Raw genomic sequence first — 23,134 nt, forward strand, 5'->3', positions numbered from 1 at the left:
TCTGCAAGCATCGATGCATACGGCTGGTTCATTGGATTTGAGATAATACCTTTTACTTTTGATATACATAAGTCATTTTCTCTGTTCATTAAGGGAGCTAAGAAAAGTTCACCTTGATCTGCATCGTTTACTGGATAATTATCCCACAAGATCAAATCATGACCGAACTGGCTTGAAATCTTATCTGCATTTTTTCTGCTTACCCTTTTTGACCATACACCTTTCCCTGTCCATATTACAGGAATTTCAGGATTTAAGTATTCTCTCATCGTTCTCCTGTACATAGAATCCTCTTCCTGCCAGTATTCAGTTGGACAGAAATACAGGTTAACCTCTGAATCTTTCCCCTTTAAAAATTCGTATAACTTATTTGCTATATACGTCTGAGCTAAACCATAATTCCCTTCAAACTTTCTTTCATCTTCTTCGTAATTCAACTTTTCAGGGATATCATCGAAAAGAATAGCAAATTTTTTTACACCTTTACTTAAAATTTCATAGTATTTTTTGCACAATAAATCAAACTCTTTTTGATCACTAAATTTCATGCTAAGTCCAGGACTTACACAAAACACAAAATCGACAAAATTGTCTTTTGAGACTTTTATTAGCTTATCTATTTTTTCTATTTCTTCTTCTGGGTAATCGTCTCGCCATTTTTCCCGGTGATATGGATCGTCTTTTGGAGCATACCAATAGGTATTCATTTTATTTCTTCCACAAAAATTCATCATATCCAATCTGTTTTGATGGCTCCACGGTTCTCCATAAAAACCTTCAATTATTCCTCTCATTTTAAAAGAAGGAGAATCGAATATTTCAACTACAGGCAGAAGTTTATTCTCAAAATCAATAAGTTGTCTCAGGGTTTGTAGACTATAGAAAATACCTTTCTTTGATTTAGAAAAGATTTTAACCGTTCTGTTTTCTTCTTCCACTTTCATTAAATAACTTTCTAGATCCATAATATCAATGCTTAACTCTATATCGTTACTTTTGATAAATTCATTTAAATCTTTTTCAGTAGGGGAAATAAAAGTTTCTATTTTTAAGTCAGCACTATCTGAGTATTTTACAAAGACAAAATCTTCACTTGGGAAAAGCTTAATGAAACTTTCTTCTTCAAAATTTTTGAAAATAGAAAGCTTTGGATTATCAAAATGAATATTTGCTCCTTCATAGAATAACTTTTTAGGTTTTGGATTTAATCTAAGAAATAAGTTCATTAACACTCTTCCCTTTTAATATGATATAAATACTGTTTTTAGAAATTCTAAAACTTGTTTTAGCGCCCCTTTGCCTCGCTCCCCACCCTAATTTTATTTTTGAAGTATCTAAATATAGGATAAAGTAATTACTTTATTATCAATAATTGTTTTTTTGTATTATATCATGTTTATTTTTTAAAATGTTCATTTTTTTACAAATATGATATAATTAAACATAATTTAAAAACTAGGGGGTGTGTTTTATGAAAAAATTACTTGTTTTAATATGTGTTTTGATGGTTAGTTTATTCATTTTTTCTGAAGAAGTTATAACTTTGAATTTGATTGAAGCCTTTTCAAGCCCCTACAGAACTCCTACCTTAAACAATATAATACAAATGTTCGAGACTTTGAATCCAGGAGTAAAAATCAACGTTATCTCGCCGCCATACGAAACAGCTTATCAAAAGATCAATTTAATGGTAAGTACAGAACAACCGCTTGATATCGTAGAGATAGGTGATTGGGATTTAAGTGCTTTAGCTGCTATGGGGAAGTTAGAAGATTTAACGCCCTACATCGAGGCATGGCCTGAAAAAGATGACATGGTCGAAGGGGTTTTAGAAGCCGCCAGCATTTACCAAGGTATCCCTTATTTGTTGCCTCACGGCATTTTTGTAAAAGCACTCTTTTACAGACCAGATATTTTAGCAAAATACGGGATTGAAAGCTATCCAAAAACGATGCCTGAATTGTACGAAATATCAAAGAAATTAACGGAATCGGGCAAAAATCAGTATGGTTTTGCATTTAGAGGTAAGGGTTATCCAACAGCGTTTATTGATATTGTTTTCACTTCATTCTTTGATGACATAGATCCAAACAATATGTATTTAACTAAATCTGGTGAAATTATTTTTGAAGATCCAAGGGCTGTAGAAGCGTTAAATTTCTATGTTAGTTTTTATAAAGACACAGCTCCAAAAGATTCAATAAATTGGGGATGGGATGAGCAAGTTAATTCGTTTGTTTCTGGCATAACGCCTCTATTATTTCAAGACCCTGACACCACTGGCATGCTAAACGAAATGCTTCAGCCTGGCCAATATAAAACTGCCCCGATTCCCTTAGGAACAAGCGGAAATGTTTATCCATCCTTCGGATTTGTAGGCTGGGGAATTCCTACATATTCAGAACATAAGGATTTGGCTTGGAAATTCATTAAATTCGTTGCTTCAGCTGAAATAAATGGTTATTGGAGCAAAAGTTATGGTGCTTTACCAGTATTACAATCAGTTTACACCTACGATTCGTATTTCAGCTCAGAAATTTTCGAAGGTTGGACCAAGATGTTTGATGATCCCGAACATTATCAATTTACAGAATACCCCTTAGATAATGAAAATTGGGGAAAGTGGAATGAATTCCAGGAAAAAACGATGCAGCAGGTATTGCTCGGACAACTTTCTGTAGAAAGTTGCTTGAAGCAGTGGACTGATTTTTGGAAAGATGCAGGTATATTATAAATAGGTGATTTAATTGAAGCGAAGAAAATTTATTTTTTTCTTGTTATTACCCACTTTGTTATTAATATCTTTTATTATTTTATACCCCACTATCAGTGGGGTAATGTTATCTTTCAAAAATTACTCCCTTTACAACTTCCAGAATATTGAATGGGTAGGCTTTGAAAATTTTAAAGCCATTTTTTCTGATCCTTTTTATATAAATACTATTTGGAACACTTTGGAATGGGTTTTATTCTCCGTGTTTTTCCAGTTAATCTTGGGTTTTATTTTAGCCCTTTTGATGAAAGAACCTTTTAAAGGTAGAGGTATATATGCAGGACTAGTTTTTTATCCATGGGCAATTTCTGGATTTGCCATAGGCTTAATTTGGTCATGGTTGTTAAATGGTCAGTTTGGGGTGCTCAATGATATATTAATGAAAATTGGAATAATTGAAGAAAACATTAGTTTTCTTTCGGACCCTTCGTTAGCAATGTTTTCTGTTATTTTAGTGAATGTTTGGTATGGAATACCTTTTTTTGCCATCATGATTTTAGCAGCATTACAGTCTGTCCCTGATTCTCTTTACGATGCAGCGGAAATCGACGGCGCAGGTTACTTTACCAAGCTTTTTAATATCACTATACCATATATTAAACCCACTTTGATAAATACAATTTTATTGAGAACCATATGGGTTATGAATTTTCCTGATATAATTTACGGGATGACACGCGGTGGGCCTGCTGGCAGCACAGAGATTTTGGCTGTAAAGATGATAAATACCGTTTTTTATGAATCCGACTACAGTAAAGCCGCTGCACATGGTGTGGTTATTATTTCAATTCTTTTCATTTATACTATTATGTACTTAAAATTATCTTCTAAACGGGAGTTTAGCCTATGAAGAAAAAAATTTTGCCTAAAGTTATACGTATAATTTTACTCTCTATGTTTTTTATTTTTGCAATTTTTCCATTATACTGGATCATACTAACTTCGTTAAAGCCCACGCAGGAAATATACTCCTTTCCAATTAAGTATTGGACAAACAATCCCACGCTGTTTGGATACAAAAGATTATTTGAATTCGTAAATTTTAAAAGATATTTTGTAAACAGTATTTTCGTATCTTTAGGCGCTTCCTTTGTTTCAACAATATTTGCTATGTTAAGTGGGTATGTACTTTCAAGAAAAGAATTCAAATGGAAATATCCTATTATATTATTTTTATTTTTTTCTCAGATGATCCCAACTTATTTAATCATGGTTCCACAATATACAATGTTTTCAAATTTAAATTTGATCAATAAACTTATAAGCTTAGTAATAATTTATAGTGGTTTTGGTGCAGCTTTTAGTACCATAATGGCTAAGGGGTTTTTTGATAGAATTCCAAAAAGCATCGAAGAAGCCGCTTTAATTGACGGATGTAATGAAATCCAGTCTCTATTCAAAATCACTATTCCCTTAATGTTACCGGGGTTATCAGCTATTCTCAGTTTTTCTTTTGTCAATAATTGGAATGAGTTGTTTACTGCGGTTATGTTTTTAAATACTTCGGACAAATATACTGTACCTGTAGGGCTATATTCAATTGTATCAAAGGCAGGTGTTCAGTGGAATGTACTGGCCGCAGGAATTGTGATCGCTCTTTTACCAACAATCATAGTATTTGCTATCTCGCAAAAGTATATTATCGCAGGGCTTACACAGGGAAGCTTAAAAGATTGATAGTGTAGGCACTTACTAAACGAAAAGTGGTGATAAAAATTATGAAATTTTTAGGAATAGACGGTGGAGGAACTCACATAGCTGGTAGTTTGATCAACGAAAGTGGAGATGTATTGAAAAAAATTGTGATAGAAACAGGTGTCAATCTTACCTCTGTTGATCAAGAAAGACTGAAAAGTATTATAAGCAAAATTAAGACAAAAGCCACAGAAGTCGACGGAATAGTGATAAGTTTCTCAGGTGCAGGAACACCACAAAGAAAAAAACAGCTATTAGACATTTTTAAAGAAATTTTTGTTATCAACAACATCGTCGTATATAACGATGGTGAATCTATTCTTTACTCTCTTTTCAAAGGAAGTAGTATAGCAATTGTTATTGCAGGTACTGGGACTTTGATCATCGGTATGGATAAAGATCAAAATATCGTAAGAAGCGGTGGTTGGGGGCATCTATTTGATGATGTAGGAGGAGGTTTTTGGATAACCACAAGAATAATTCAGGAGGCTTTCAGATATAGAGACAAATTAAGAGAGTTCGATCCTATTTTTAATAGACTTCTAAAATTTTACTCTTGCGGAAATATTGAAGAACTTACCTCTTTACAAGGAAGAAAAGATTTTAAAACAATCATTTCTTCTTTCACCAAAAAAGCTTTAGAAAAACCAACAAATCTTGTTGAAGAAATAATTAATGAAGGTATTTCTGATTTAACTTTAAGATGTAAAAAGATTTTAGATTCTTTGAATATAAACTATCTTTATTTGAGTGGAAGTATTTTTAAATCTGAATATTACTTGCAAAGATTTCAAGAATTTATGTACCAGTATTCATTAAACCCGTTGAATTTTGATGTAAGTGAACAAATGGCATTATTAGCTAGAAAGTATTTTTTAACCGAATAAAACTTCTTTTCATTATTTTAAAAAATATACCTCACCCAAAAAGATAGAAAGATATAAACTCTGATAATTTTTATATTTTATTAAGACCTTGTGTGATTTTTACGGCCGATGAAAGAGAGTCCAAATAGGTAGTTCTCGTACCTAAAGTATAGGCAGAAAGAGGCATAATAAATGTACCATGAATATCGAAACTCTCAAAATCTCCATTAGACTTTTTCTGCTTAAAGCCCGCCCCTTGATGTATTACATAGTACTCATTTCCAAATTTACCTAAATACATCATCACGTGACCTTTCATAAAAATAATATCCCCGGTTTTTAAACCATCTAATATTATTTTTCTTTCCTCTGTTTGCTGAGGGAAAGAAGTTCTTTCAGCAGGAGTCATGATTTCTTGATACTTAGTATCTCTTGGCAAATATATTCCAAAACACTTAAATATATCCATTATGAAACGCGAACAATCTTTATTGTAATCACTCCCTCCCCAGCCATATCTTTCACCAACCATTTTAAACGCTTGTTTAATTAAATTTCTCTGATTGAAATCAAGGAAAGAAGTTTTTACTTCTTTTGCCGAAGAAATTGGAAAAATCCCATATGTTTCATTGTCCAATCTATTTTTAAGAGGGATTTTTATCGGATAACACCCCTCAGGAAATAAGGTGTTCATTTCAAAATAAAATCTATTTGTTTCATCTTCATTTGCTAAAACTAACTTATCTCCCATCTGAAAATGAAATTTACCAATTGTAGGCAATTCCTCAGTGCAAACTTTACTTTCCATCAATATTAGAGTTCTTGCTGATTTATTGTAATAAAAAAATTCTTTTTTAGAAACTTCAATTAAATTTTTTCTGTTTATCCACCCTGAATAAAAAGAACTCTGAACAAAATACCAATTTACTTCAAAACTCCTTCTGTATATTAAAATAGGTTCTCCTGGTGAAAGAGTAGTGAGTCTGGTAATATCATGAAAAGGATAATTTGGTGTTATTCCCAATGGATATCTGAAAGGAACGGATTTTAGGCCGCTTCTATCAGTTACTAAGCCAAAAGATATAGGAATATCCTCAGAAATCCCCTTTTTGAAATCTCTAAATTTTGAAAGAAACTCTCTTAACTTATCTTTGTTCAATGGTCTTATTTTTTCACCATCTTTGAAAAATAACTTTTCTTCGATTAATTTTTCTAAATCTTCCAATGGCATTACCTTTTCAATTTCGTTTATAAAATTATTTGCTGTTATTTCATTTTTTGTATTTGAAAAATCGTAATAATAGTTTTCTAAATGAGATTCAACCATCTTCTTATATAGAAGATGGTTGAATAATTTTATTTCATATTCATCCATCAAAATTTCATCGGGGTTATCCAATCTATCTATCCAAAAATCAGGATCATATAACCTTTTATCTTTTAAATGAGTACATATAAATTCATTTACCATTCTTTATCTCCATTCGCTATTTTCAATATCCTTTTCTATTAAATCATCGTAAATTTCTCTTCTTGTTATCAGCTTGTGTTTCCCATTGTTAACTAAAACAATGGCAGGTTTTAGAAAACCATTATAATTACTTGACATCGAATAGGTATAATCTCCAGTAGAGGGGATCGCCAACAAGTCTCCAGGTTTTATTTCTGGAAGGCAAGTCTCTTCAATCAAAATATCTCCTGATTCACAAGCCCTACCAGCTATCGTAACCTTTTCTAAGTTCGTTTTATCTTTTGGCCGATTAGCAATAAACGCCTCATATTTTGCGCCATACAATGCAGGTCTAATATTATCAGCCATACCTCCATCAACAACTATGTATTTTTTATTTTCGGTTTTCTTGATCGTGCCAACAGTGTAAAGTGTGGTCCCAGCGTTAGAAATAATATATCTACCTGGTTCTACTATTATTTTTGGAGAAGGATAATGAAATTTATTTGATAAAAATCTAACTTCTTGAATGACTCTTTTTATAGCATTTTGAATATCTATAGATTTTTCAAAAGTCGAGTGCGCTACACCAAATCCTCCACCAATATCAATTTCTGGTAAAACAACCCCTGTTTCTCCTCTTATTTTGTTTAAAAGATCAAAAAAAGTCTTTACTAACTCCACATAAGGCTCTGGTTCATTTATTTGAGAACCTATATGTGCATGAATACCTTTCATCTCCAAATTTTCAGAATTTTTGATGGATTTAATCAGTTCCAACATGTCATCAAAAGGTATCCCAAATTTGGAATTTTTTTGACCGGTTGAAATATACTTATGAGTGTCTGGAGAAATGTTGGGGATAACCCTAAAATAAATTTTTGCCTTTTTTCTTAACCTTTTACTGATTTTTTCAATGTTTCTAAATTCATCTTCATTATCAACTATAATGTGACCTGCATCATTCTCTAGAGCCATAACTAATTCTTCGTTAGTCTTACTGTTTCCGTTAAAGAAAATTTTGTTTGCAGGAAAAGAACTATGAAAGGCTATATACAGTTCTCCACCCGAAACCACATCTAAAGACACAGTTTCACTTTGTAAAATTCTACAAAGCTCTGTATTCAAAAATGCCTTCGAAGCATAAGCGATTTCATAATTAGTATAATCAGCGCTATCGAAGGCATTTTTTAACCTTTTGATATTCTCCCTAATTTTAATTTCGTCCAACACTAATAATGGAGTACCATACTCATTAGCTAAGTGAGCACTTTTTACCCCAGAAATCTCTAATACACCATCTTTATCTATTTTCAAGTTACCCGTTAAAAACATCTTTTCTCCTTAATCTTCTTTAGTATAAAGATAATAATAATCTCCAGGCCAGATGGGATTATCTATCCACCCTTTTAACCAAGAGCGTTGAACCCTTATCCCTTCTGGCTGATAAAGTGGAACACAAACCGCATGTTTTGATACGAATTTTTGAACTTCTATATAGATTTCTTCTCTTTTTTGAAGATCTGTTTCAACTGCGGCTTTTTCTATCATCTCGTTAAGTGATTGCCCACCAAATTCTGGCCTTGCCAAGGTTGCAAAAGGTACATAATTTTTTCCATAATATAATCCATAACGACCTTCACTATGATAATATGTAAAAATGAAATTGTGAGGATCAGGATAATCTGCTATCCATGATATAACAAAAGCAGGCATCATCAGGTTTTCTCTTTGGTCAAGATAAGTTGCCCAGGGAATCCCTCTAACCTCAACTTGAAACCTTGGATTGATTTTTTCCAAATTATCTCTTATGTTTTCTGCAGCTATTCTCCTTGTATCATTCCCTGTATTGTATAATATTGACATTTTAAAACCAGTTTGCCATAATCTTCCATTATAAGCACGTTTAAAATAGTCTTCAGCTTTTTGAAGGTCAAATTCATATAACGGAAGAGTTTCATCAAAACCTAAGAATCCAATTGGTAAAGCTGTTGGTATACGTGTTCCCAGCCCATTTAAAACTCCTTCTATCATACCCTCATAATCAAACGAATAAGCAAAACCTAATCTTACATTTTCGTCTTTAAAAAAGTCAGTCGGTATTCCTTCTCCATCTAACTGACCCGATCCTATGTAAGGCGATTCCGGATTAATTGTCCAATTAAATTGCAAACTCTGAGTTTGAACTTCAGGTGTACCTTCAAAAACTGTTACATCTTTCATCGATTTTACGATATCTAAATATTCAACAGGAGTATCTACAATATCGGCATCGCCTGTTTCAAGCATAGCTCTTCTTGTTGACCACTCGTCTACAGCTTGAATGATTACTCTTCTTATTGGGGCAGGGCCTCTCCAGTAATCGTCGAATCGTTCGAGCGTTACCCTTTGTTGAGCGTGATCCCATTCTACCAATTCATACGGACCAGTTCCCATGGCATGGTCTGCGTATGGAGATTGTTCTTTTGTCCATCCGTGATACTTCCACCAACCTTCTGCATTTCCATCCCATATACCTATTTCTACAGAATATTCTTTATCTAATATCGCACCCCAACCACTTCCAGAAGCAATTACATTCAAAAATGGGGCGAAAGGTCTTGATAAGTGAACATGAACTTCTTTACCTTGAACTTCTACGGCAGGATCTATTACATCATAGTAGAAATTAACTAGAGCTTCTTCGTATTCAGAAGTTGTTGGATTCATATCATCATCAAATATAGTATCCCATGAAACACCTACGTAATCTTCTACCAAAATTTTAATATCTGAGACCCCAAACATCGGATCCAAGAACATCCACATTGGGCCTCCGGCAGGAGCATACAAGATGCCTCTTTCGAAGGTATATTCGACATCTTCAGGTGTTAAATCGTTACCGTTGTGGAATTTTACACCTTCTCTTATTGGGAAGACATACGTTGTTCCACCATCTCTCAAATAACCATTTTCAACTGAAGGGACAACCGTTGAGAGCATAGGGACAAATTTAGATAAGCTCTCACCATCGTATGCTACCAAGTTATCGTAAACGTTGAAAATAACTTCACCACTAGCGGCGTCGTAAGCATGGTGAGGATCTAGAGTATCCGCTTCTCCAATAGTGGCATCGAAGATGATATCAGGGTTTTTCACCTGAGACCAACCAGAAACAACAACTAACATAGCTATCAAAAGTACAAACAATCTTTTCATGCCAATGCCCCCTTCTTTATTAACGAAAAGTTAAATAGATTAAGTGATACTCACACATATTGATATTATACAACAAATTTAACGCTAATCACTAATTATTATTAAAATTTATTGTTGATAGGGTATTTTTCATACAAAAAACATCTTACTTTTCTGTTATCTACCTGAAAGTATGAAGGTAGATAATTCTTGCATTTTTCCATAGCAAACGGACAACGAGGTTCAAAAGGGCAACCCTTGGGAGGATTAATTAAATCTGGTACTTCTCCTGTATTTCCTAACTTTTCTGAAGTTATTTTGTCTGGATCGGGTGCTGCTTTTCTTAACAATCTTGTGTAAGGATGTAATGGGTCTAATACTACTTCATCTGCTGTTCCTTCTTCCATTATCATACCTGCATACATCACGGCTATTCTATCTGAAATATATCTAGCAGCTGCTAAATCATGAGTTACATGAATATACGTTGTATCTAGGTCATCTCTAATTTTCAGCATTAATTTCATTATACCCGCTCTAATGGAAACATCCAACATGGAAGTAGGTTCATCTGCTAATATTACAGAAGGCTTTGTAACTATAGCTCTTGCAATAACTACTCTCTGCCTTTGACCCCCAGATAATTCGTGAGGATATTTGTTGAGAAAGTTTTCTACTGGTGTAAGTTCAACCTCTTCAAGAACTTTTTTTATCCTTTGGTTTATTTGTTCAAATTTATGAAGTTCAAGAGGTCTTTTTAATATTTGATACACTCTTTTTACAGGATTGAGCGAAGAGAAAGGGTCTTGAAAGATCATCTGAATTTCTTCTCGAAATTTTAATTCTTCATTCCTTTTAAATTTTTTAGGAATTATTTGATCTTTGAATTTTATACTTCCATTATTTTCCAGGTAAATACGAGATAATACTCGTAACAAAGTAGTTTTACCTGAACCACTTTCTCCTACTATAGATATGATTTCTTTAGGAAAAACATCCAAATAGATATTTCTCAGAGCATGAACATATTGAGTTTTAAATCCTTTTCTTACAGAAAATTTTTTAGTTATATTATCAAAAGAAATTACCGGGGAAAATGACACGCAACCCACCTCCCTGGGATAATCTCTTTGAATTCTGGTTTTTTATCACATAAATCTTTCCTATATGTACACCTTTCTTTGAATGGACATCCTTCTATTTCTTTGGAGAGATCTGGTATTCTACCCGGTATTCCTCTATATTCTTTCGATGTGGCAGTTAACCTCGGGAAAGAATTTATTAATCCTTCGGTGTATGGATGCAATGGATGTGAATATACGTCTTTAGTGGGGCCAATTTCAATAATTTCTCCGGCATACATGATCGCAATCCTTTTTGATAACTCAAATAACAAAGATATGTCATGGGTTACAAAAATAATTGAAAACTTGTTTTTTCTTCGTATCTCATCTATTTGATCCATAATAGATCTTTGGACGACAACATCAAGCGATGTCGTTGGTTCATCCATTATTACTAATGATGGAGAAAAAACTAAAGCCATTGCAATAGCCACTCGTTGTTTCATTCCTCCGGATAATTGATGAGGGTAACTATCCATCCTTTCTTGTTGAATTCCAACCATGTGTAAAACCTTTTCAACCATACCTATCGCTTCACTTTTCGAGTAATTACTATGTTCGAATATTACATCCATAATCTGATCTTTTATCTTATAAACAGGGTTTAAAGCATTCATTGCACTTTGGGTAACTAACGAAAATTCTACCCATCTTTTCTTTCTGAGCTTTTCTTTATCTAATTTTAGAATATTTTCAACTTTATATATAATTTCTCCTCCAAAAATTTCACCTGGTTTTTTTAAAAGTTTAAGTATAGAAAAGAGTAAAGTAGATTTACCACATCCAGATTCGCCCGCTATACCTAAGAAATCATCCTCTTCCACATTGAAACTTACGTTTTTAACTGCCTTCACTATTTTATTGTTACTTCTATATCCTGCATTTAAATTTCTGACTTCTAAAAGCACTACTTACACCCCTCTTAGTCTTGGATTTGTAATCTCATCAACGGAAAAATTAAGCAAGGCAAAACTGGCTCCTAATGTTGCTATAGCTACTCCAGGAGCCAAAACCCAGCCCCAGGAATTATTTAATAAGGCACTGCTGTTTTGTGCCCAATACAACATTGTTCCCCAGGTTATAGAACTAACATCTCCAAATCCAAGAAATTCTAATGAAGCTTCTCCAACAATGGCTGTTAAACAAGCCATAAAAAAGTTAGAAGAAATCAAAGAAAACATGTTTGGCATAATCTCAGAAAAGATTATTCTTCCACTTTTTTCACCCGTTATTTTTGAAGCAAGGATGAACTCGCGACTTCTCATTGTCAAAGTTTGTGACCTTATGACTCTTGCTCCAGGAGCCCAACTTGTGAATGCTATTACTAAAATAATAGGGACAACTCCTCTAATCCTTATATAAGAAGCTATAACTATCATTAAAGGCAAGCCCGGAATTACCATAAAAACGTCTATTATTGTGGAAAGTATTCTATCAACCAATCCTCCAAAATATCCAGCTGTCATACCTATTAATATCGAGATGCCCGTCATCAAAACCCCCGTTGAAAGCCCAACTATTAAAGAAAGCCTAGTTCCATAAATCAACTGAGATAAGATATCCCTTCCCATTCTGTCAAGTCCTAAAGGATGTTTAGATGTGGGTTGACTATATGGGGATCCTACAAAATCGTTGGGATCGTAAGGTGCAAAAAAGGGAGCAAAGACAGCTACTATAACAAAAAATAATATTATTGACAAACCTACAATCGCTTTTTTATTTAATCTTTTTAGCATAAATTATCAACCCCTTGTCCTTGGGTCTAGGAACATGTAAATAAAATCAAGCAAAAAGTTAGCTAACAAAACAGATAAAGATATAATGAAAAAAATGGCTTGCATTAGCGGATAATCCTGACTAGTAACCCCTTTATACATTAAATATCCAATTCCGGGATATGAAAAAACAATTTCTGTCAATAAAGCTCCACCTACTATGTATCCTAAAGAAAGCCCAAAAGAAGTCACACTGGGGAGAAGTGCGTTTCTTGCTGCGTACCTATTCATAATCACTTTATCCTTCAACCCTTTAGCCTCCGCAACGACTATAAAATCTTCTGAAAGGGTTGATATCATGTTATTCCTCATGGTTAAGATCCAGGTACCTAAGGAAGCTAAGACTAACGTAAGAGCAGGAAGAAATCCATGATATAACACACTTCCTACAAATCGCCATCCACTTAAAAATTCCTGAGTTGAATAAGCATTTGAAAGTGGGAATAATCCTAACAAAAATCCAAAAACATAAAGCAAAATCAAAGCTAACCAAAAATACGGAAAACCTCTAATTATTAGACCCATGACTGTTACAAAAGAATCAAATGGTGTATTTCTTTTCCAACCCGCTCTTATGCCCAAAGAAGTTCCTAAAATAAAGCTGATTACCGTTGAAATTCCCACAAGACCTATAGTCCATGGTAAAGATGAAAAGATTAAGTCCTTTACCTCAACAGGGTAATATGAATACGATACTCCAAAATTAAAAGTTAGAGTATTTTTTAAATATGAGAAGTATTGTTTGAGTATTGGTGTTTCCTTATCTACGCCCAAAGCTATTCTCATTGCTTCAACTGCTTCAGGCTGTACTTCTCCACCCATTCTTAAAAGTATTCTTTCTGCAGGATCCCCGGGCATCAACCTTGGTAATATAAAATTGATTGTAAGCGCAGCAATTAAAGCTATTACAAAAAAGAAAATCTTTTCTCTCAAATATTTCATTCATTATACCTCCAAAAACCGCCCCAAAAGGGGCGGGTCGTTATTATTCCCTGAATTCATTTACTTAACAGGTTCCAAGTTCATTATAATGTATGCTTTATCCATTCCAGTTATAGTTGGTAAGGCATATGGATTTTCTTCATTAGGCCATCCTACAAAATTATATGTAGTGTATTCAAACCATGTTGGATTGTAAAATAAAGGAATAGAAGGAACCTCTTGCAAAACAATGAGTTGAAGTGATGAAATAGCAAGTTGTCTCTCTTTTTCATCTGAAGTCTTCCTAAAAATTTCCAACAAAGAATCCGTAGTTAAGCTAATCCAACCACCTCTGTTGTCACCACTGTATGCATTTCTAGAGTGTAACCACCTTTCATAGAAAAAGTAAGGATTTATTCCGTAATTCACCCAACTCAACGCCAATTCAAAATCTTTATTTCTAATTCTCTCTAAATACAATCCAAAATCAACTTGGGATACAAGTACATCTATCCCTATTTGTTTCAGTTGGGAAGAAAGAACTTGTGACACTGCTATCCAATCTGTCCAGCCAGCAGGCACTATCAATTCAAAACTTAATTTATTTCCTTTACCATCAGTGAACATACCGTCTTTACCGGTACTATATCCCAAATCATTTAACATCTTTTTTGCTTGTTCCACATCTTTGTCATACCACATATGTTTTAAATTCCCGTTGATTAATTCCGAGAAACCACCTTTTATTAGTACCGGATTGGAAACAGTTGCTAAATTCGACATTCCTATCTGTACCACCTGTTCATTATCTATGCCTAAAGCAATCGCCTTTCGGAAATTCTCATCTTTAAACCTCTCATCATCAAGGTTGAAGAAAAGTAGGACTGGGTTTCCTTCAGGAAGCCAATAGCCTCTGTTCTCTGGATCGGCTTTAATAAATATATTCTCAATGTTTGGAAAAAACAAAGTGCCCCAATCAATTTCTTTATTCATTAGAGCCAATTGAGCAGCGTCGTTCCCAGTAAAAGCTGGAATTCTAATAGTACTAACTTTCACCTTTTCTTTCTGCCAATAATTTTGATTTTTCTCCAATGTATAAACTTGACTAGTAAATTGTCCTAGCAAGTAAGCACCTGTCCCAATAGGATTTTCAGCAGTATAAGTAGTTGGGTCATTTAAGGTTGCCCAGATATGTTCGGGGACAATGTATACGGTAAAAATATCGGTGTATATAAGTGTATCAATTTGAGACAAAACAAACTTAACATGTTGATCATCCACTTTAGTTACCTCTTTCAAACCTTTTTGCCAAATACCTCCAATATCCAAGGCGGGATAAGTTTTAATCATATTAAAAGTAAATACCACGTCATCAGCGTTAAAATTCTCTCCATCAGACCATTTTACATTTTCTCTTAATGTGACTTCAACTTCCAAATAATCATCAGACCATTCATAATCTGTAGCTAACCATGGAACTACCTCGCCAGTATATCCGTTAATGTAAAACAAAGTTTCGTAAATGAAACCTCTAGCCGAGAAGTTACTACCACCTGAAAAATAAGGGTTGAAATTTCTTGAAAAAGGCCCTGTTACATCCATGATCATAGACAGAGTACTTGCAAAAGAAAACACACTTAAAACAGAAATAACTACAAACAAAAGTATCTTTTTCATCTTTGTTCCCTCCTTAAAATTTTTTGGAATACTATCTTTAGTAAATCTAAAACACGCATTTTAAATATCTTTTAATACCTTCAATATTATACTTTTATCTCCTCGCTGTATAATTTATTTGATACCACATTTTTATTATATCGTAAGGAGGTCATACAATTGTCATTATATGGTAACTCTTCTCAACTGTACTTCGATTTCGTCTACTCTGATTATATGAAAGAACATTCTGAATTTAAATATCTCCTCGATTTAATCGATATGATCGATTGGTCCGTTGTTGGTGATTTCAATAATAGGATGGAAGCAGCAGGGTACTCCTGTCGGGTTTTACTCGTTTAATACCTCTTCAAAGTTCTTCTTTAAAAAGATTTTTCTCACCCTTTAACGGCACCGGCAGTGATCCCACTGATAAATTGTTTGGACATTATGATATAGAGAACTAACATTGGAATGCTAGCTATAACCATACCGGCAAATAAGTGCCCCCAATCTGTCATATATTGCCCGAAAAATATAGTCATGCCAAGGGGTATTGTTTTAAGGTGATCTGATCTTATAAAGAGAAGTGGGAAAAAGAAATCATTCCACCAAGGTACAAAATTAACAAGAGTTACCGTTGCTAAAGCAGGTCTAATTAAGGGCAACATAATCTTATAAAATATTTGAAATTCATTACATCCGTCAACTCTGGCAGCATCTCCCAGCTCTCGTGGAATCGTCTTAAAAAATCCAGTTAACAGAAAAACTGACATAGGCATACCACTTGCTGAATATGTCAAAATTAATGATAATCGAGTATCCAATAAATTAAGATTCCTCATTAAAATGAATAAAGGTAGAATTCCTAATCTTATGGGAATCATTATACCAGCCAAAAAGATCAGAAATACAACGTTGTTAAATTTGAAATTAAATCTGGCCAATGCGTATGCAGATAATGAAGCACAAATAAGTAGTATGATTAATGAAAAAGCTGTAATAACAACACTGTTTAAAAAATAGATATTGAAATTAGCCTCATTCCAAACATCTAAAAAAGGTTGAAGAGACCATGTATTGGGCAATCCAAATGGATCCAAAAATACCTCTCGAGTAGATTTAAAAGATGTTATGAACATTAAATAGAGTGGGTAAACAAAAATTATTGCAAGAATAATGAAAAAAATATAATTAAAAAGAACGGAAAGCTTTTTTGACATTTTTTCACCTCTCAGTATTCAACTTCACTTCTCTGCATAATTTTGATTCCGAAATAAGAAGCAATTCCTATTATTATAAGCATCAAAACAGCGATAGCTGAAGCTATCCCAGTGTCTCCCCCCGCCGCGCCGGTTGTGGGATCCCCGAAGGCTGTCCTATAGAAAAAAGTAGCTAAAAGATCCGTAGCATAGTGTGGATTACCACTAGATCCTTGCATTACAAAAACTAAATCAAAGGCATTAAAATCCCATATAAAAGTGATAATTGTAACCATGGCGATTGTTGGTTTTAAAAGGGGTAAGGTTATATACCGAAATAATTGCCAACTATTTGCTCCATCGATAATAGCTGCTTCGTTTAATTCTTCTGGAATACTCTGCAACCCGGCTTTAAAAACAAGAACAGGGAATCCCAACCATCGCCAAAAGTTAACTAATATAATAGTAATCAAAGCGGTACTTTCTTGACCCAACCATGGTTGAATTAATTCTTCTAATCCTATTAATTTAAGGAATTGGTTAAAAGCCCCCCAATTTGGGTTTAGAAGCAATAACCATAAAAAGCCCACCACAACCATTGACAACGTATAAGGAAGGAAATAAATAGCTTGAAAAAAACCCATACCCGGCCTTTTTTGTGTTAACTTAACTGCTATATATAATCCAACCGTAGTTTGAAGAACAAAAGTTATGATAAAAAATTTAACATTATGAGCAAGTGCGTTCCAAAATCTTTCTTTATAAGGAATCTCTGTAAGAACTTTCCGAAAATTTTCAAAACCTACAAATCCTTCTCTAATTAAACCATCCCAGGAAAACAAACTATATCCTAAAGCTGAAAGCAAAGGATAAACCATAAAAAGACCATACAAAACGATGCCAGGTAGGAGAAATACTAAAAATATATGACTTTTAATCCACTTGTTCATAGAGTTTATCCCTCCATTTGACGAAAACGAGTGCCGCACAACAATAATAACAGCAATAATATATATGTGCGGCACTCTTAAACGGGTTAATTATTTTTGAAAGGGTTCATACCAAGTTGCTATTCCCTCCTGAATTTTTCTAAGTGATGTTTCTATATCCTGCGTTCCAGCCATTAGTGCTTGAAGTTCATTTTGCAAAAGTGTGGAACCACTAGGTTGCCCGTATCTAAAAGCGGTGAGCATTAAGTAAGGCGTTGGATTAGCTACACTAACGACATCCTTAAGAGCTTCGACTGTTGGTATAACTCCTGGAACTGCAGAAATCTGAGCAAGTTCGTCTGTAAACATTTGCCCAAATTTTCGGGTAGCTGTGAATCTAATGAATTTCAGTGCTTCTTCTAAATGATCTGTGTCTGCATTAATCCCATAAGAGCCATCAACATAAATTGAATTATAAGCTGGAACATCTTGGGTTTCACCTGGAACTATGAAAGCTCCTATTTCAATGTTTGGATTCATTTGTTTCATTGTTCCAATTTCATACGAACCAGCTATCCACATAACTGCTAATTCTTGAGCGAACATCATCTGCATATCTGTATAACTTACCCCAGTATAATAATCTGGCAAATAGGGCCTAAGTTCTAACATTTTTTCAAAGGCTTTTCCCATTTCTTCAGATTCAAATGTTTTCTCTCCGGCTACCACTGCTTCATAATATTTATCTCCACCATAAAATGTAGGGCCAATTCCCCCAAAAAGTGTCTCGAGAGTCCAAGCATCCTTTGTTCCATTTGCAAATGGTATGTATCCCGCTTGTTTTGCTTTCTCTGCTATTGTCAAAAACTCATCCCATGTTTTTGGAATCCAAAGCCCAAGTTCATTGAAAAGATGTTTATTGTAAAGAACAAGCACATGTTGTAAGGCAAAAGGAACTCCATAGATTTTTCCATCTCTTATACTGGTAGCTCCACCTAAAACATATTCGGGAAATTCTTTTAACTCTGGAACTTTGTCGTTTAACGGAATTAAATATCCAGCATTGGCTAACGACTCCATCCCACCATAAGCTCTCAAATGAATAATATCTGGTCCACTTCCTCCCTGTAATGCAGTGGATAGAATTGTGTTGTATTCAGTATTTCGATAGGGTATAAACTTGATGTGAATATTAGGATTTTCCTTATTAAATTCGGCAATAAATTTTTCATATGCCTTGACATCTTCTGTTCTCCAACTCCAAAACGTTAATTCTACTTCATCCTTTGCTGCAGCAAATCCTAAAGAGATAGGAATCACCAACAGCATCAATAGAACAAAAGAAAAAATAAACTTTTTCATACCAAATAACCTCCTTTAAATGATTTGAGGGTACCAGAAATGTCGCTAATGTAAAACGATTTATTTTGTATTAAAGTAATGACTTTTATTTGAAACACTTTTACTTTCTAATTATACTACTATTTTTTTTCTTATGCAAATTAGAAATAATGAGACAGAGTCTTCTAATCCAAAATAATTGCCCATAATTCGGAATAATCACCCTTAATTAAAAAAAACAGGATTGACATATTGTTATAACTTAAGATACAATATATATAATTAAAAAAGTGGGGGAGAATATTAAATGATTCTTCAAGGCTTAGATATAATGGAAAAAGATGGATTCACAAAATTAAAAAACAGAAAGGTTGGTTTGGTAATAAATTATTCCTTCGTTAATAAAAATATGGAAGATGGCATAGAAACAATGTTGAAAAATGGTGTAGATATAAGAAAAATATTTACTCCTGAACATGGTTTATATGGTCTTGCTGATGGAGTTGAATACCTAGATCAGATTCATCCTGTATATAATATACCAATTACTAGCTTGTATGGAAAGCACAAAAAACCTACACAAGAAATGTTAGAAGATATTGACGTATTAGTGTATGATATTCAAGATGTAGGCTTAAGATTTTATACTTTTATATACACTCTAGCTAATACAATGATTTCCGCCCAAGAAAATAGTAAAAAAGTAATCATATTAGACAGAATAAATCCTTTAGGGAGAATTGTTTTTGGTTCAAGAATAAAAAAAGAATATTCAACTTTTGTCGGTGGATATGAGCTTCCTTTAAGATACGGTTTGACACCAGGTGAATTAGCACAATACTACAAAAAATATCTTGGCCTTGATTTAGATCTTGAAATCATTCCTCTTGAAGGATGGAAAGGAGAATCATTTGAAAACACTAAATTGAAGTGGAATATACCTTCGCCAGCCCTTCCGACATTTGATTGTACCTTGGCTTACAGTGGAACTTGTCTCATAGAAGGGACTAATGTAAGTGAAGGAAGAGGAACTCCTAAACCGTTTTGTTTTGTGGGATCGCCTTGGATAAATGAAAATATTCTATACAAATTCATAAAAGAAAAATTTCCCAATTTAATTTTAAGAAAAAGGTATTTTATACCAAATTCTTCTAAATACCAAGGCGAATTGTGCAAGGGCATAGAATTTTTCCCTGAAATTAAAGATAATTTTATCATTGTTGCCATAGAGATTATACGCCATTTAATTCAACAAAGAGGAGAATTTGAGTTTAAAAAATACATAGATAGAGGAAGCCAAACACAAAGAGATCATATAGAAAATTTATTGGGAGAGGATAAAAAAATTTTCTTTGAGAACAATGACACTTATTTAACCGAATGGTACAAGAGCTCCCAACAGTTCATTGATTTTTGTGAAGATATACTATTATATGGGGGATTAAAGCTATGGAAAATTTAGAGAAGACTTTGGGAAAACTATTCTTAATAGGGATTCAAGGTACCTCTTTAAACAACGAAAATATGAAGGTATTAAAATCAATTTTGCCTGGGGTTATCATTCTCTTTTCACGAAACATAGAAGACAAATATCAACTTAGCAAGTTTATCGAAGATATAAAAAATTTTTTAGATTACGAACCATTATTTTGTATAGATCAAGAAGGTGGAATGGTAACTAGATTAAAAAAAGGGTTTAGTGTTGTACCAAGCGCAATGGGTATAACTGCAACTAACGAACCAGAGAATGCATACCTTTCTGCAAATTTACTTGCAAAAGAAATGTTGGCAGTTGGAATCGATTGGAATCTTGCACCTGTTGTTGATATCAACAACAACCCAAAGAACTCTGTAATTGGAATTAGAAGCTTTTCTGATGATAAAAATGTGGTACTAAAATTTGCTCGGGAATATGTGAAAGGATTGCATGACGGAGGTGTACTTTCTTGTCTAAAACATTTCCCTGGTATCGGAAATGTCAACATCGATCCTCATTTGGATCTTCCCCAAGGCGAATTAAGCAAAGAAGATCTTCTTTCAACAGAGTTATTCCCGTTTCTAAACATTGATTCCCCTTCATGGATGCCGACTCACGTGTTCCTTTCAAAGATACAAAATAAAAAAGAGCCAGCATCTTTATCAGAAGAGATTTTAACAGGCTTGGCAAGAGAAGAACTAAAATATAAAGGAGTTTTGATTGCAGATGATTTTGAAATGGGGGGAGTAGCAAACTTTTATTCAGCCCAGGAGGCGGTAATAAAATCACTGAATGCTGGAATGGACATTGTTAGCATTTGTCATTCTTTTGAAAAACAATCAAAAGCTAAAAACGCTGTATTGAGCGAGTATAAAAATAACGGAAAATTTAAAAAAAAGATAAATTCATCGCTAGAAAGAATTCAATCGTTAATGAAAATTTCAGCAGATCTGAAAGAGAAAAACAATAATAAAATATCTTTAGAAGAAGTTGGAAAAAAAGAATATATAAACTTAGTTCAAAATATTTTTGACAAATCTATCACTGTTCTTAGTATGTCTCATAACAAAAGATTTTTACCTGTAGAAAGCATAGATGAAATTTATTACTTTGTTAAAGAACCATTATCTTACGGAATTGAAGACAAAAAAACCCAAATTTCTCATATTATTGAGCCCATATCAAAGAAACTCAAAGCCGAACTAAACATTTTAGAAACAAGTAAAATAATTGACCCTCAGGTAAGGGAAGAAATAATTCAAAACTCTAAAGACAAAACTATCTTGGTTCTGAGTGAAAATGCATATTTGCATTCAGAATTGGTTGAGCTGATAAGCAATATGTCCCAACAAACAAAAAAACTAATTTTAATTGCTTTAAGAAATCCATATGATGTTTTTATTCCTAAGGTAAAATACGGAATTTGCACATACGGTTTTAATGAAAATATTCAAACTTCTTTGCTTAAAACTCTAACAGGAGAAATAAAAGCAACAGGGAACTTACCAATTAAATGGAGGCCAAAATATGCTAGATAACCTGGAAACAGAAAAAAGTAACCCTAAGACTCAGAATTTGGATGATATGGACATATATGAAATATTAAGAATAATTAATCAAGAAGATGCTACAATAGCATTATCCATTGCCGAAAATTTAGAGAATATCAAAAATGTGGTTGTTAACTGTATTTCAGCAATTAAGAATCACGGAAGAATCATATATGTTGGTGCAGGAACGAGTGGTAGAGTAGCGGTTGTAGATGCGGTAGAAACAGTTCCAACTTTTGGTATAGATTCAGGAATCTTTCTCCCCTTAATCGCGGGAGGAAAAAAAGCCTTCTTTCAAGCTACAGAACATGTTGAAGATTACGAAGAAGGTGGAAAAAAAGACTTAGAAAAAAATAATGTCCGTTCGGAAGATTATGTAATAGGAATAACTGCCAGCGGGCGAACACCTTATGTTAAAGGTGCATTATCCAAGGCAAAAGAAATTGGATGTAAAACTGCTTTGATTTGTAACGTAAAAAACCCCGAATTGATGAAAATCTCAGATATTGTAGTTTCTTTGAGAACCGGCCCAGAAGTCATTGCAGGAAGTACAAGAATGAAAGCTGGCACAGCTCAAAAAATGGTTTTAAATATGATAAGCACTGTCACCATGATAAAACTTGGAAAGACTTTTAAAAACTACATGGTAGACGTTAAAATTATGAATCAAAAATTAGAAGAAAGAGCAGTAAGAATAATTTCTGAGGTAACCGGATTGGATAAAAAAACCTGTAGGGAGTACTTAATCAAAGCTGATATGAAACCCAAATTGGCGATATTGATGATTTTATCTGGAAAAGACAAAGAATTTTGTACTGAAGCTCTAAAGAAAAACGAAGTATTAAATGAAGCATTGAAAACATTAAAAAATTAAACTCATACAAAAATCCCCATATTTGGGGATTTTTTATCAAATTATATTTCATTTTCGTTTGAAAATTTCATACACTTTATCTTCATCATATGTATTTATCACATCTTTCGCTTCAAGCCAACCTTTACGTGCGATGCCTATTCCATATTTTACGTCTTGTAGCCCTTCCACTCTATGAGCGTCTGGACAGATTGCAAGTTTAACTCCTTTTTCTTTTGCGTATTTAATGTATCGCCAATCTATATCTAACCTATGAGGATTTGAATTTATTTCAATTATTTTATTGTATTCAGCACAAGCATCGATAACCCTATAAACGTCAAG

21 protein-coding genes are annotated in these 23,134 nt (G+C 33.6%); 8 read left to right on the forward strand and 13 right to left on the reverse strand.

Translation table 11 applies throughout. The features are described 5' to 3' along the window. On the reverse strand, window positions 1-1,226 hold a 1,226-nt coding region (locus tag AA81_RS03475; protein WP_211292645.1), incomplete at its 3' end, for a protein O-GlcNAcase. A gap of 245 nt (window positions 1,227-1,471) precedes the next feature. Between AA81_RS03475 and AA81_RS03480 the strand changes: the two genes are divergently transcribed. From AA81_RS03480 to AA81_RS03495, 4 genes are read left to right on the forward strand one after another with little or no spacing between them, the layout of a single operon-like run. Then, window positions 1,472-2,734: an ABC transporter substrate-binding protein gene (locus tag AA81_RS03480; protein ID WP_103898208.1), complete on the forward strand. Its 1,263-nt coding sequence runs from the start codon at window positions 1,472-1,474 to the stop codon at window positions 2,732-2,734. A 13-nt stretch (window positions 2,735-2,747) separates the two neighbouring features. Then, entirely contained in the window at window positions 2,748-3,623 is an 876-nt protein-coding gene (locus tag AA81_RS03485) for a carbohydrate ABC transporter permease (RefSeq protein WP_103898209.1), read from the forward strand. Then, a complete protein-coding gene (locus AA81_RS03490) occupies window positions 3,620-4,450 on the forward strand; it encodes a carbohydrate ABC transporter permease (RefSeq protein WP_103898210.1) in 831 nt (276 codons plus the stop codon). The genes AA81_RS03485 and AA81_RS03490 overlap by 4 nt, the downstream gene beginning before the upstream one ends. A 41-nt stretch (window positions 4,451-4,491) precedes the next feature. Further along, on the forward strand, window positions 4,492-5,355 hold the full coding sequence (locus tag AA81_RS03495) for a BadF/BadG/BcrA/BcrD ATPase family protein (RefSeq protein ID WP_103898211.1): 864 nt from the start codon (window positions 4,492-4,494) through the stop codon (window positions 5,353-5,355). A gap of 70 nt (window positions 5,356-5,425) precedes the next feature. On the opposite strand, the gene AA81_RS03500 is transcribed toward AA81_RS03495, so the two are convergent. The 8 genes from AA81_RS03500 to AA81_RS03535 form a co-directional block, all read right to left on the reverse strand. Beyond that, on the reverse strand, window positions 5,426-6,805 hold the full coding sequence (locus AA81_RS03500) for an NlpC/P60 family protein (RefSeq protein ID WP_103898212.1): 1,380 nt from the start codon (window positions 6,803-6,805) through the stop codon (window positions 5,426-5,428). Between the two features lie 3 nt (window positions 6,806-6,808). After that, the gene (gene lysA, locus AA81_RS03505) at window positions 6,809-8,119 is read right to left on the reverse strand and encodes a diaminopimelate decarboxylase (protein ID WP_103898213.1); all 1,311 of its coding nucleotides are present in this window, start codon (window positions 8,117-8,119) and stop codon (window positions 6,809-6,811) included. Between the two features lie 9 nt (window positions 8,120-8,128). Continuing rightward, on the reverse strand, window positions 8,129-9,982 hold the full coding sequence (locus AA81_RS03510) for an ABC transporter substrate-binding protein (protein WP_103898214.1): 1,854 nt from the start codon (window positions 9,980-9,982) through the stop codon (window positions 8,129-8,131). A gap of 101 nt (window positions 9,983-10,083) precedes the next feature. Continuing rightward, complete coding sequence (locus tag AA81_RS03515; protein ID WP_103898215.1) at window positions 10,084-11,064, reverse strand: ABC transporter ATP-binding protein; 981 nt, start codon at window positions 11,062-11,064, stop codon at window positions 10,084-10,086. After that, window positions 11,046-11,993 (reverse strand): ABC transporter ATP-binding protein, encoded by a 948-nt coding sequence (locus AA81_RS03520; RefSeq protein WP_103898216.1) that lies wholly within the window; start codon window positions 11,991-11,993, stop codon window positions 11,046-11,048. The genes AA81_RS03515 and AA81_RS03520 overlap by 19 nt, the downstream gene beginning before the upstream one ends. Window positions 11,994-11,996: 3 nt before the next feature. Further along, window positions 11,997-12,821, reverse strand: coding sequence for an ABC transporter permease (locus tag AA81_RS03525; protein WP_103898217.1), 825 nt, complete (start codon window positions 12,819-12,821; stop codon window positions 11,997-11,999). 6 nt (window positions 12,822-12,827) lie between these two features. Continuing rightward, window positions 12,828-13,802: an ABC transporter permease gene (locus AA81_RS03530; RefSeq protein WP_103898218.1), complete on the reverse strand. Its 975-nt coding sequence runs from the start codon at window positions 13,800-13,802 to the stop codon at window positions 12,828-12,830. 60 nt (window positions 13,803-13,862) lie between these two features. Next, window positions 13,863-15,458, reverse strand: a complete 1,596-nt coding sequence (locus AA81_RS03535; RefSeq protein WP_103898219.1) for an ABC transporter substrate-binding protein — start codon at window positions 15,456-15,458, stop codon at window positions 13,863-13,865. Between the two features lie 159 nt (window positions 15,459-15,617). On the opposite strand from AA81_RS03535, the gene AA81_RS03540 reads away from it, so the two are divergent. Beyond that, window positions 15,618-15,800, forward strand: coding sequence for a hypothetical protein (locus tag AA81_RS03540; RefSeq protein ID WP_103898220.1), 183 nt, complete (start codon window positions 15,618-15,620; stop codon window positions 15,798-15,800). 35 nt (window positions 15,801-15,835) lie between these two features. On the opposite strand, the gene AA81_RS03545 is transcribed toward AA81_RS03540, so the two are convergent. The 3 genes from AA81_RS03545 to AA81_RS03555 form a co-directional block, all read right to left on the reverse strand. After that, a complete protein-coding gene (locus AA81_RS03545; RefSeq protein ID WP_103898221.1) occupies window positions 15,836-16,660 on the reverse strand; it encodes a carbohydrate ABC transporter permease in 825 nt (274 codons plus the stop codon). A gap of 11 nt (window positions 16,661-16,671) precedes the next feature. Next, window positions 16,672-17,589, reverse strand: coding sequence for a carbohydrate ABC transporter permease (locus AA81_RS03550; RefSeq protein ID WP_211292646.1), 918 nt, complete (start codon window positions 17,587-17,589; stop codon window positions 16,672-16,674). Window positions 17,590-17,679: 90 nt separating this feature from the next. After that, window positions 17,680-18,930, reverse strand: coding sequence for an ABC transporter substrate-binding protein (locus AA81_RS03555; protein ID WP_103898222.1), 1,251 nt, complete (start codon window positions 18,928-18,930; stop codon window positions 17,680-17,682). Window positions 18,931-19,216: 286 nt separating this feature from the next. Between AA81_RS03555 and AA81_RS03560 the strand changes: the two genes are divergently transcribed. From AA81_RS03560 to murQ, 3 genes are read left to right on the forward strand one after another with little or no spacing between them, the layout of a single operon-like run. After that, window positions 19,217-20,371 (forward strand): exo-beta-N-acetylmuramidase NamZ family protein, encoded by a 1,155-nt coding sequence (locus AA81_RS03560; RefSeq protein ID WP_103898223.1) that lies wholly within the window; start codon window positions 19,217-19,219, stop codon window positions 20,369-20,371. Continuing rightward, on the forward strand, window positions 20,359-21,924 hold the full coding sequence (gene nagZ / locus AA81_RS03565; protein WP_103898224.1) for a beta-N-acetylhexosaminidase: 1,566 nt from the start codon (window positions 20,359-20,361) through the stop codon (window positions 21,922-21,924). Before AA81_RS03560 ends, nagZ begins: the two co-directional genes overlap by 13 nt. Next, entirely contained in the window at window positions 21,914-22,810 is an 897-nt protein-coding gene (murQ, locus tag AA81_RS03570; protein ID WP_103898225.1) for an N-acetylmuramic acid 6-phosphate etherase, read from the forward strand. Before nagZ ends, murQ begins: the two co-directional genes overlap by 11 nt. Window positions 22,811-22,858: 48 nt before the next feature. Here murQ and AA81_RS03575 read toward each other — a convergent pair. Further along, a partial coding sequence (locus AA81_RS03575) for a PHP domain-containing protein (RefSeq protein WP_500690312.1) occupies window positions 22,859-23,134 on the reverse strand: 276 nt, incomplete at its 5' end.

This window comes from Petrotoga halophila DSM 16923 (assembly GCF_002924615.1).

Coding starts and splice junctions, on each gene's coding strand:
- AA81_RS03480 (WP_103898208.1), top strand. CDS start 1,472: ATGAAAAAATTACTTGTTTTAATATGTGTTTTGATGGTTAGTTTATTC.
- AA81_RS03490 (WP_103898210.1), top strand. CDS start 3,620: ATGAAGAAAAAAATTTTGCCTAAAGTTATACGTATAATTTTACTCTCT.
- AA81_RS03495 (WP_103898211.1), top strand. CDS start 4,492: ATGAAATTTTTAGGAATAGACGGTGGAGGAACTCACATAGCTGGTAGT.
- AA81_RS03500 (WP_103898212.1), bottom strand. CDS start 6,805: ATGGTAAATGAATTTATATGTACTCATTTAAAAGATAAAAGGTTATAT.
- lysA (WP_103898213.1), bottom strand. CDS start 8,119: ATGTTTTTAACGGGTAACTTGAAAATAGATAAAGATGGTGTATTAGAG.
- AA81_RS03510 (WP_103898214.1), bottom strand. CDS start 9,982: ATGAAAAGATTGTTTGTACTTTTGATAGCTATGTTAGTTGTTGTTTCT.
- AA81_RS03525 (WP_103898217.1), bottom strand. CDS start 12,821: ATGCTAAAAAGATTAAATAAAAAAGCGATTGTAGGTTTGTCAATAATA.
- AA81_RS03530 (WP_103898218.1), bottom strand. CDS start 13,802: ATGAAATATTTGAGAGAAAAGATTTTCTTTTTTGTAATAGCTTTAATT.
- AA81_RS03535 (WP_103898219.1), bottom strand. CDS start 15,458: ATGAAAAAGATACTTTTGTTTGTAGTTATTTCTGTTTTAAGTGTGTTT.
- AA81_RS03545 (WP_103898221.1), bottom strand. CDS start 16,660: ATGTCAAAAAAGCTTTCCGTTCTTTTTAATTATATTTTTTTCATTATT.
- AA81_RS03550 (WP_211292646.1), bottom strand. CDS start 17,589: ATGAACAAGTGGATTAAAAGTCATATATTTTTAGTATTTCTCCTACCT.
- AA81_RS03555 (WP_103898222.1), bottom strand. CDS start 18,930: ATGAAAAAGTTTATTTTTTCTTTTGTTCTATTGATGCTGTTGGTGATT.
- AA81_RS03560 (WP_103898223.1), top strand. CDS start 19,217: ATGATTCTTCAAGGCTTAGATATAATGGAAAAAGATGGATTCACAAAA.
- nagZ (WP_103898224.1), top strand. CDS start 20,359: ATGGAAAATTTAGAGAAGACTTTGGGAAAACTATTCTTAATAGGGATT.
- murQ (WP_103898225.1), top strand. CDS start 21,914: ATGCTAGATAACCTGGAAACAGAAAAAAGTAACCCTAAGACTCAGAAT.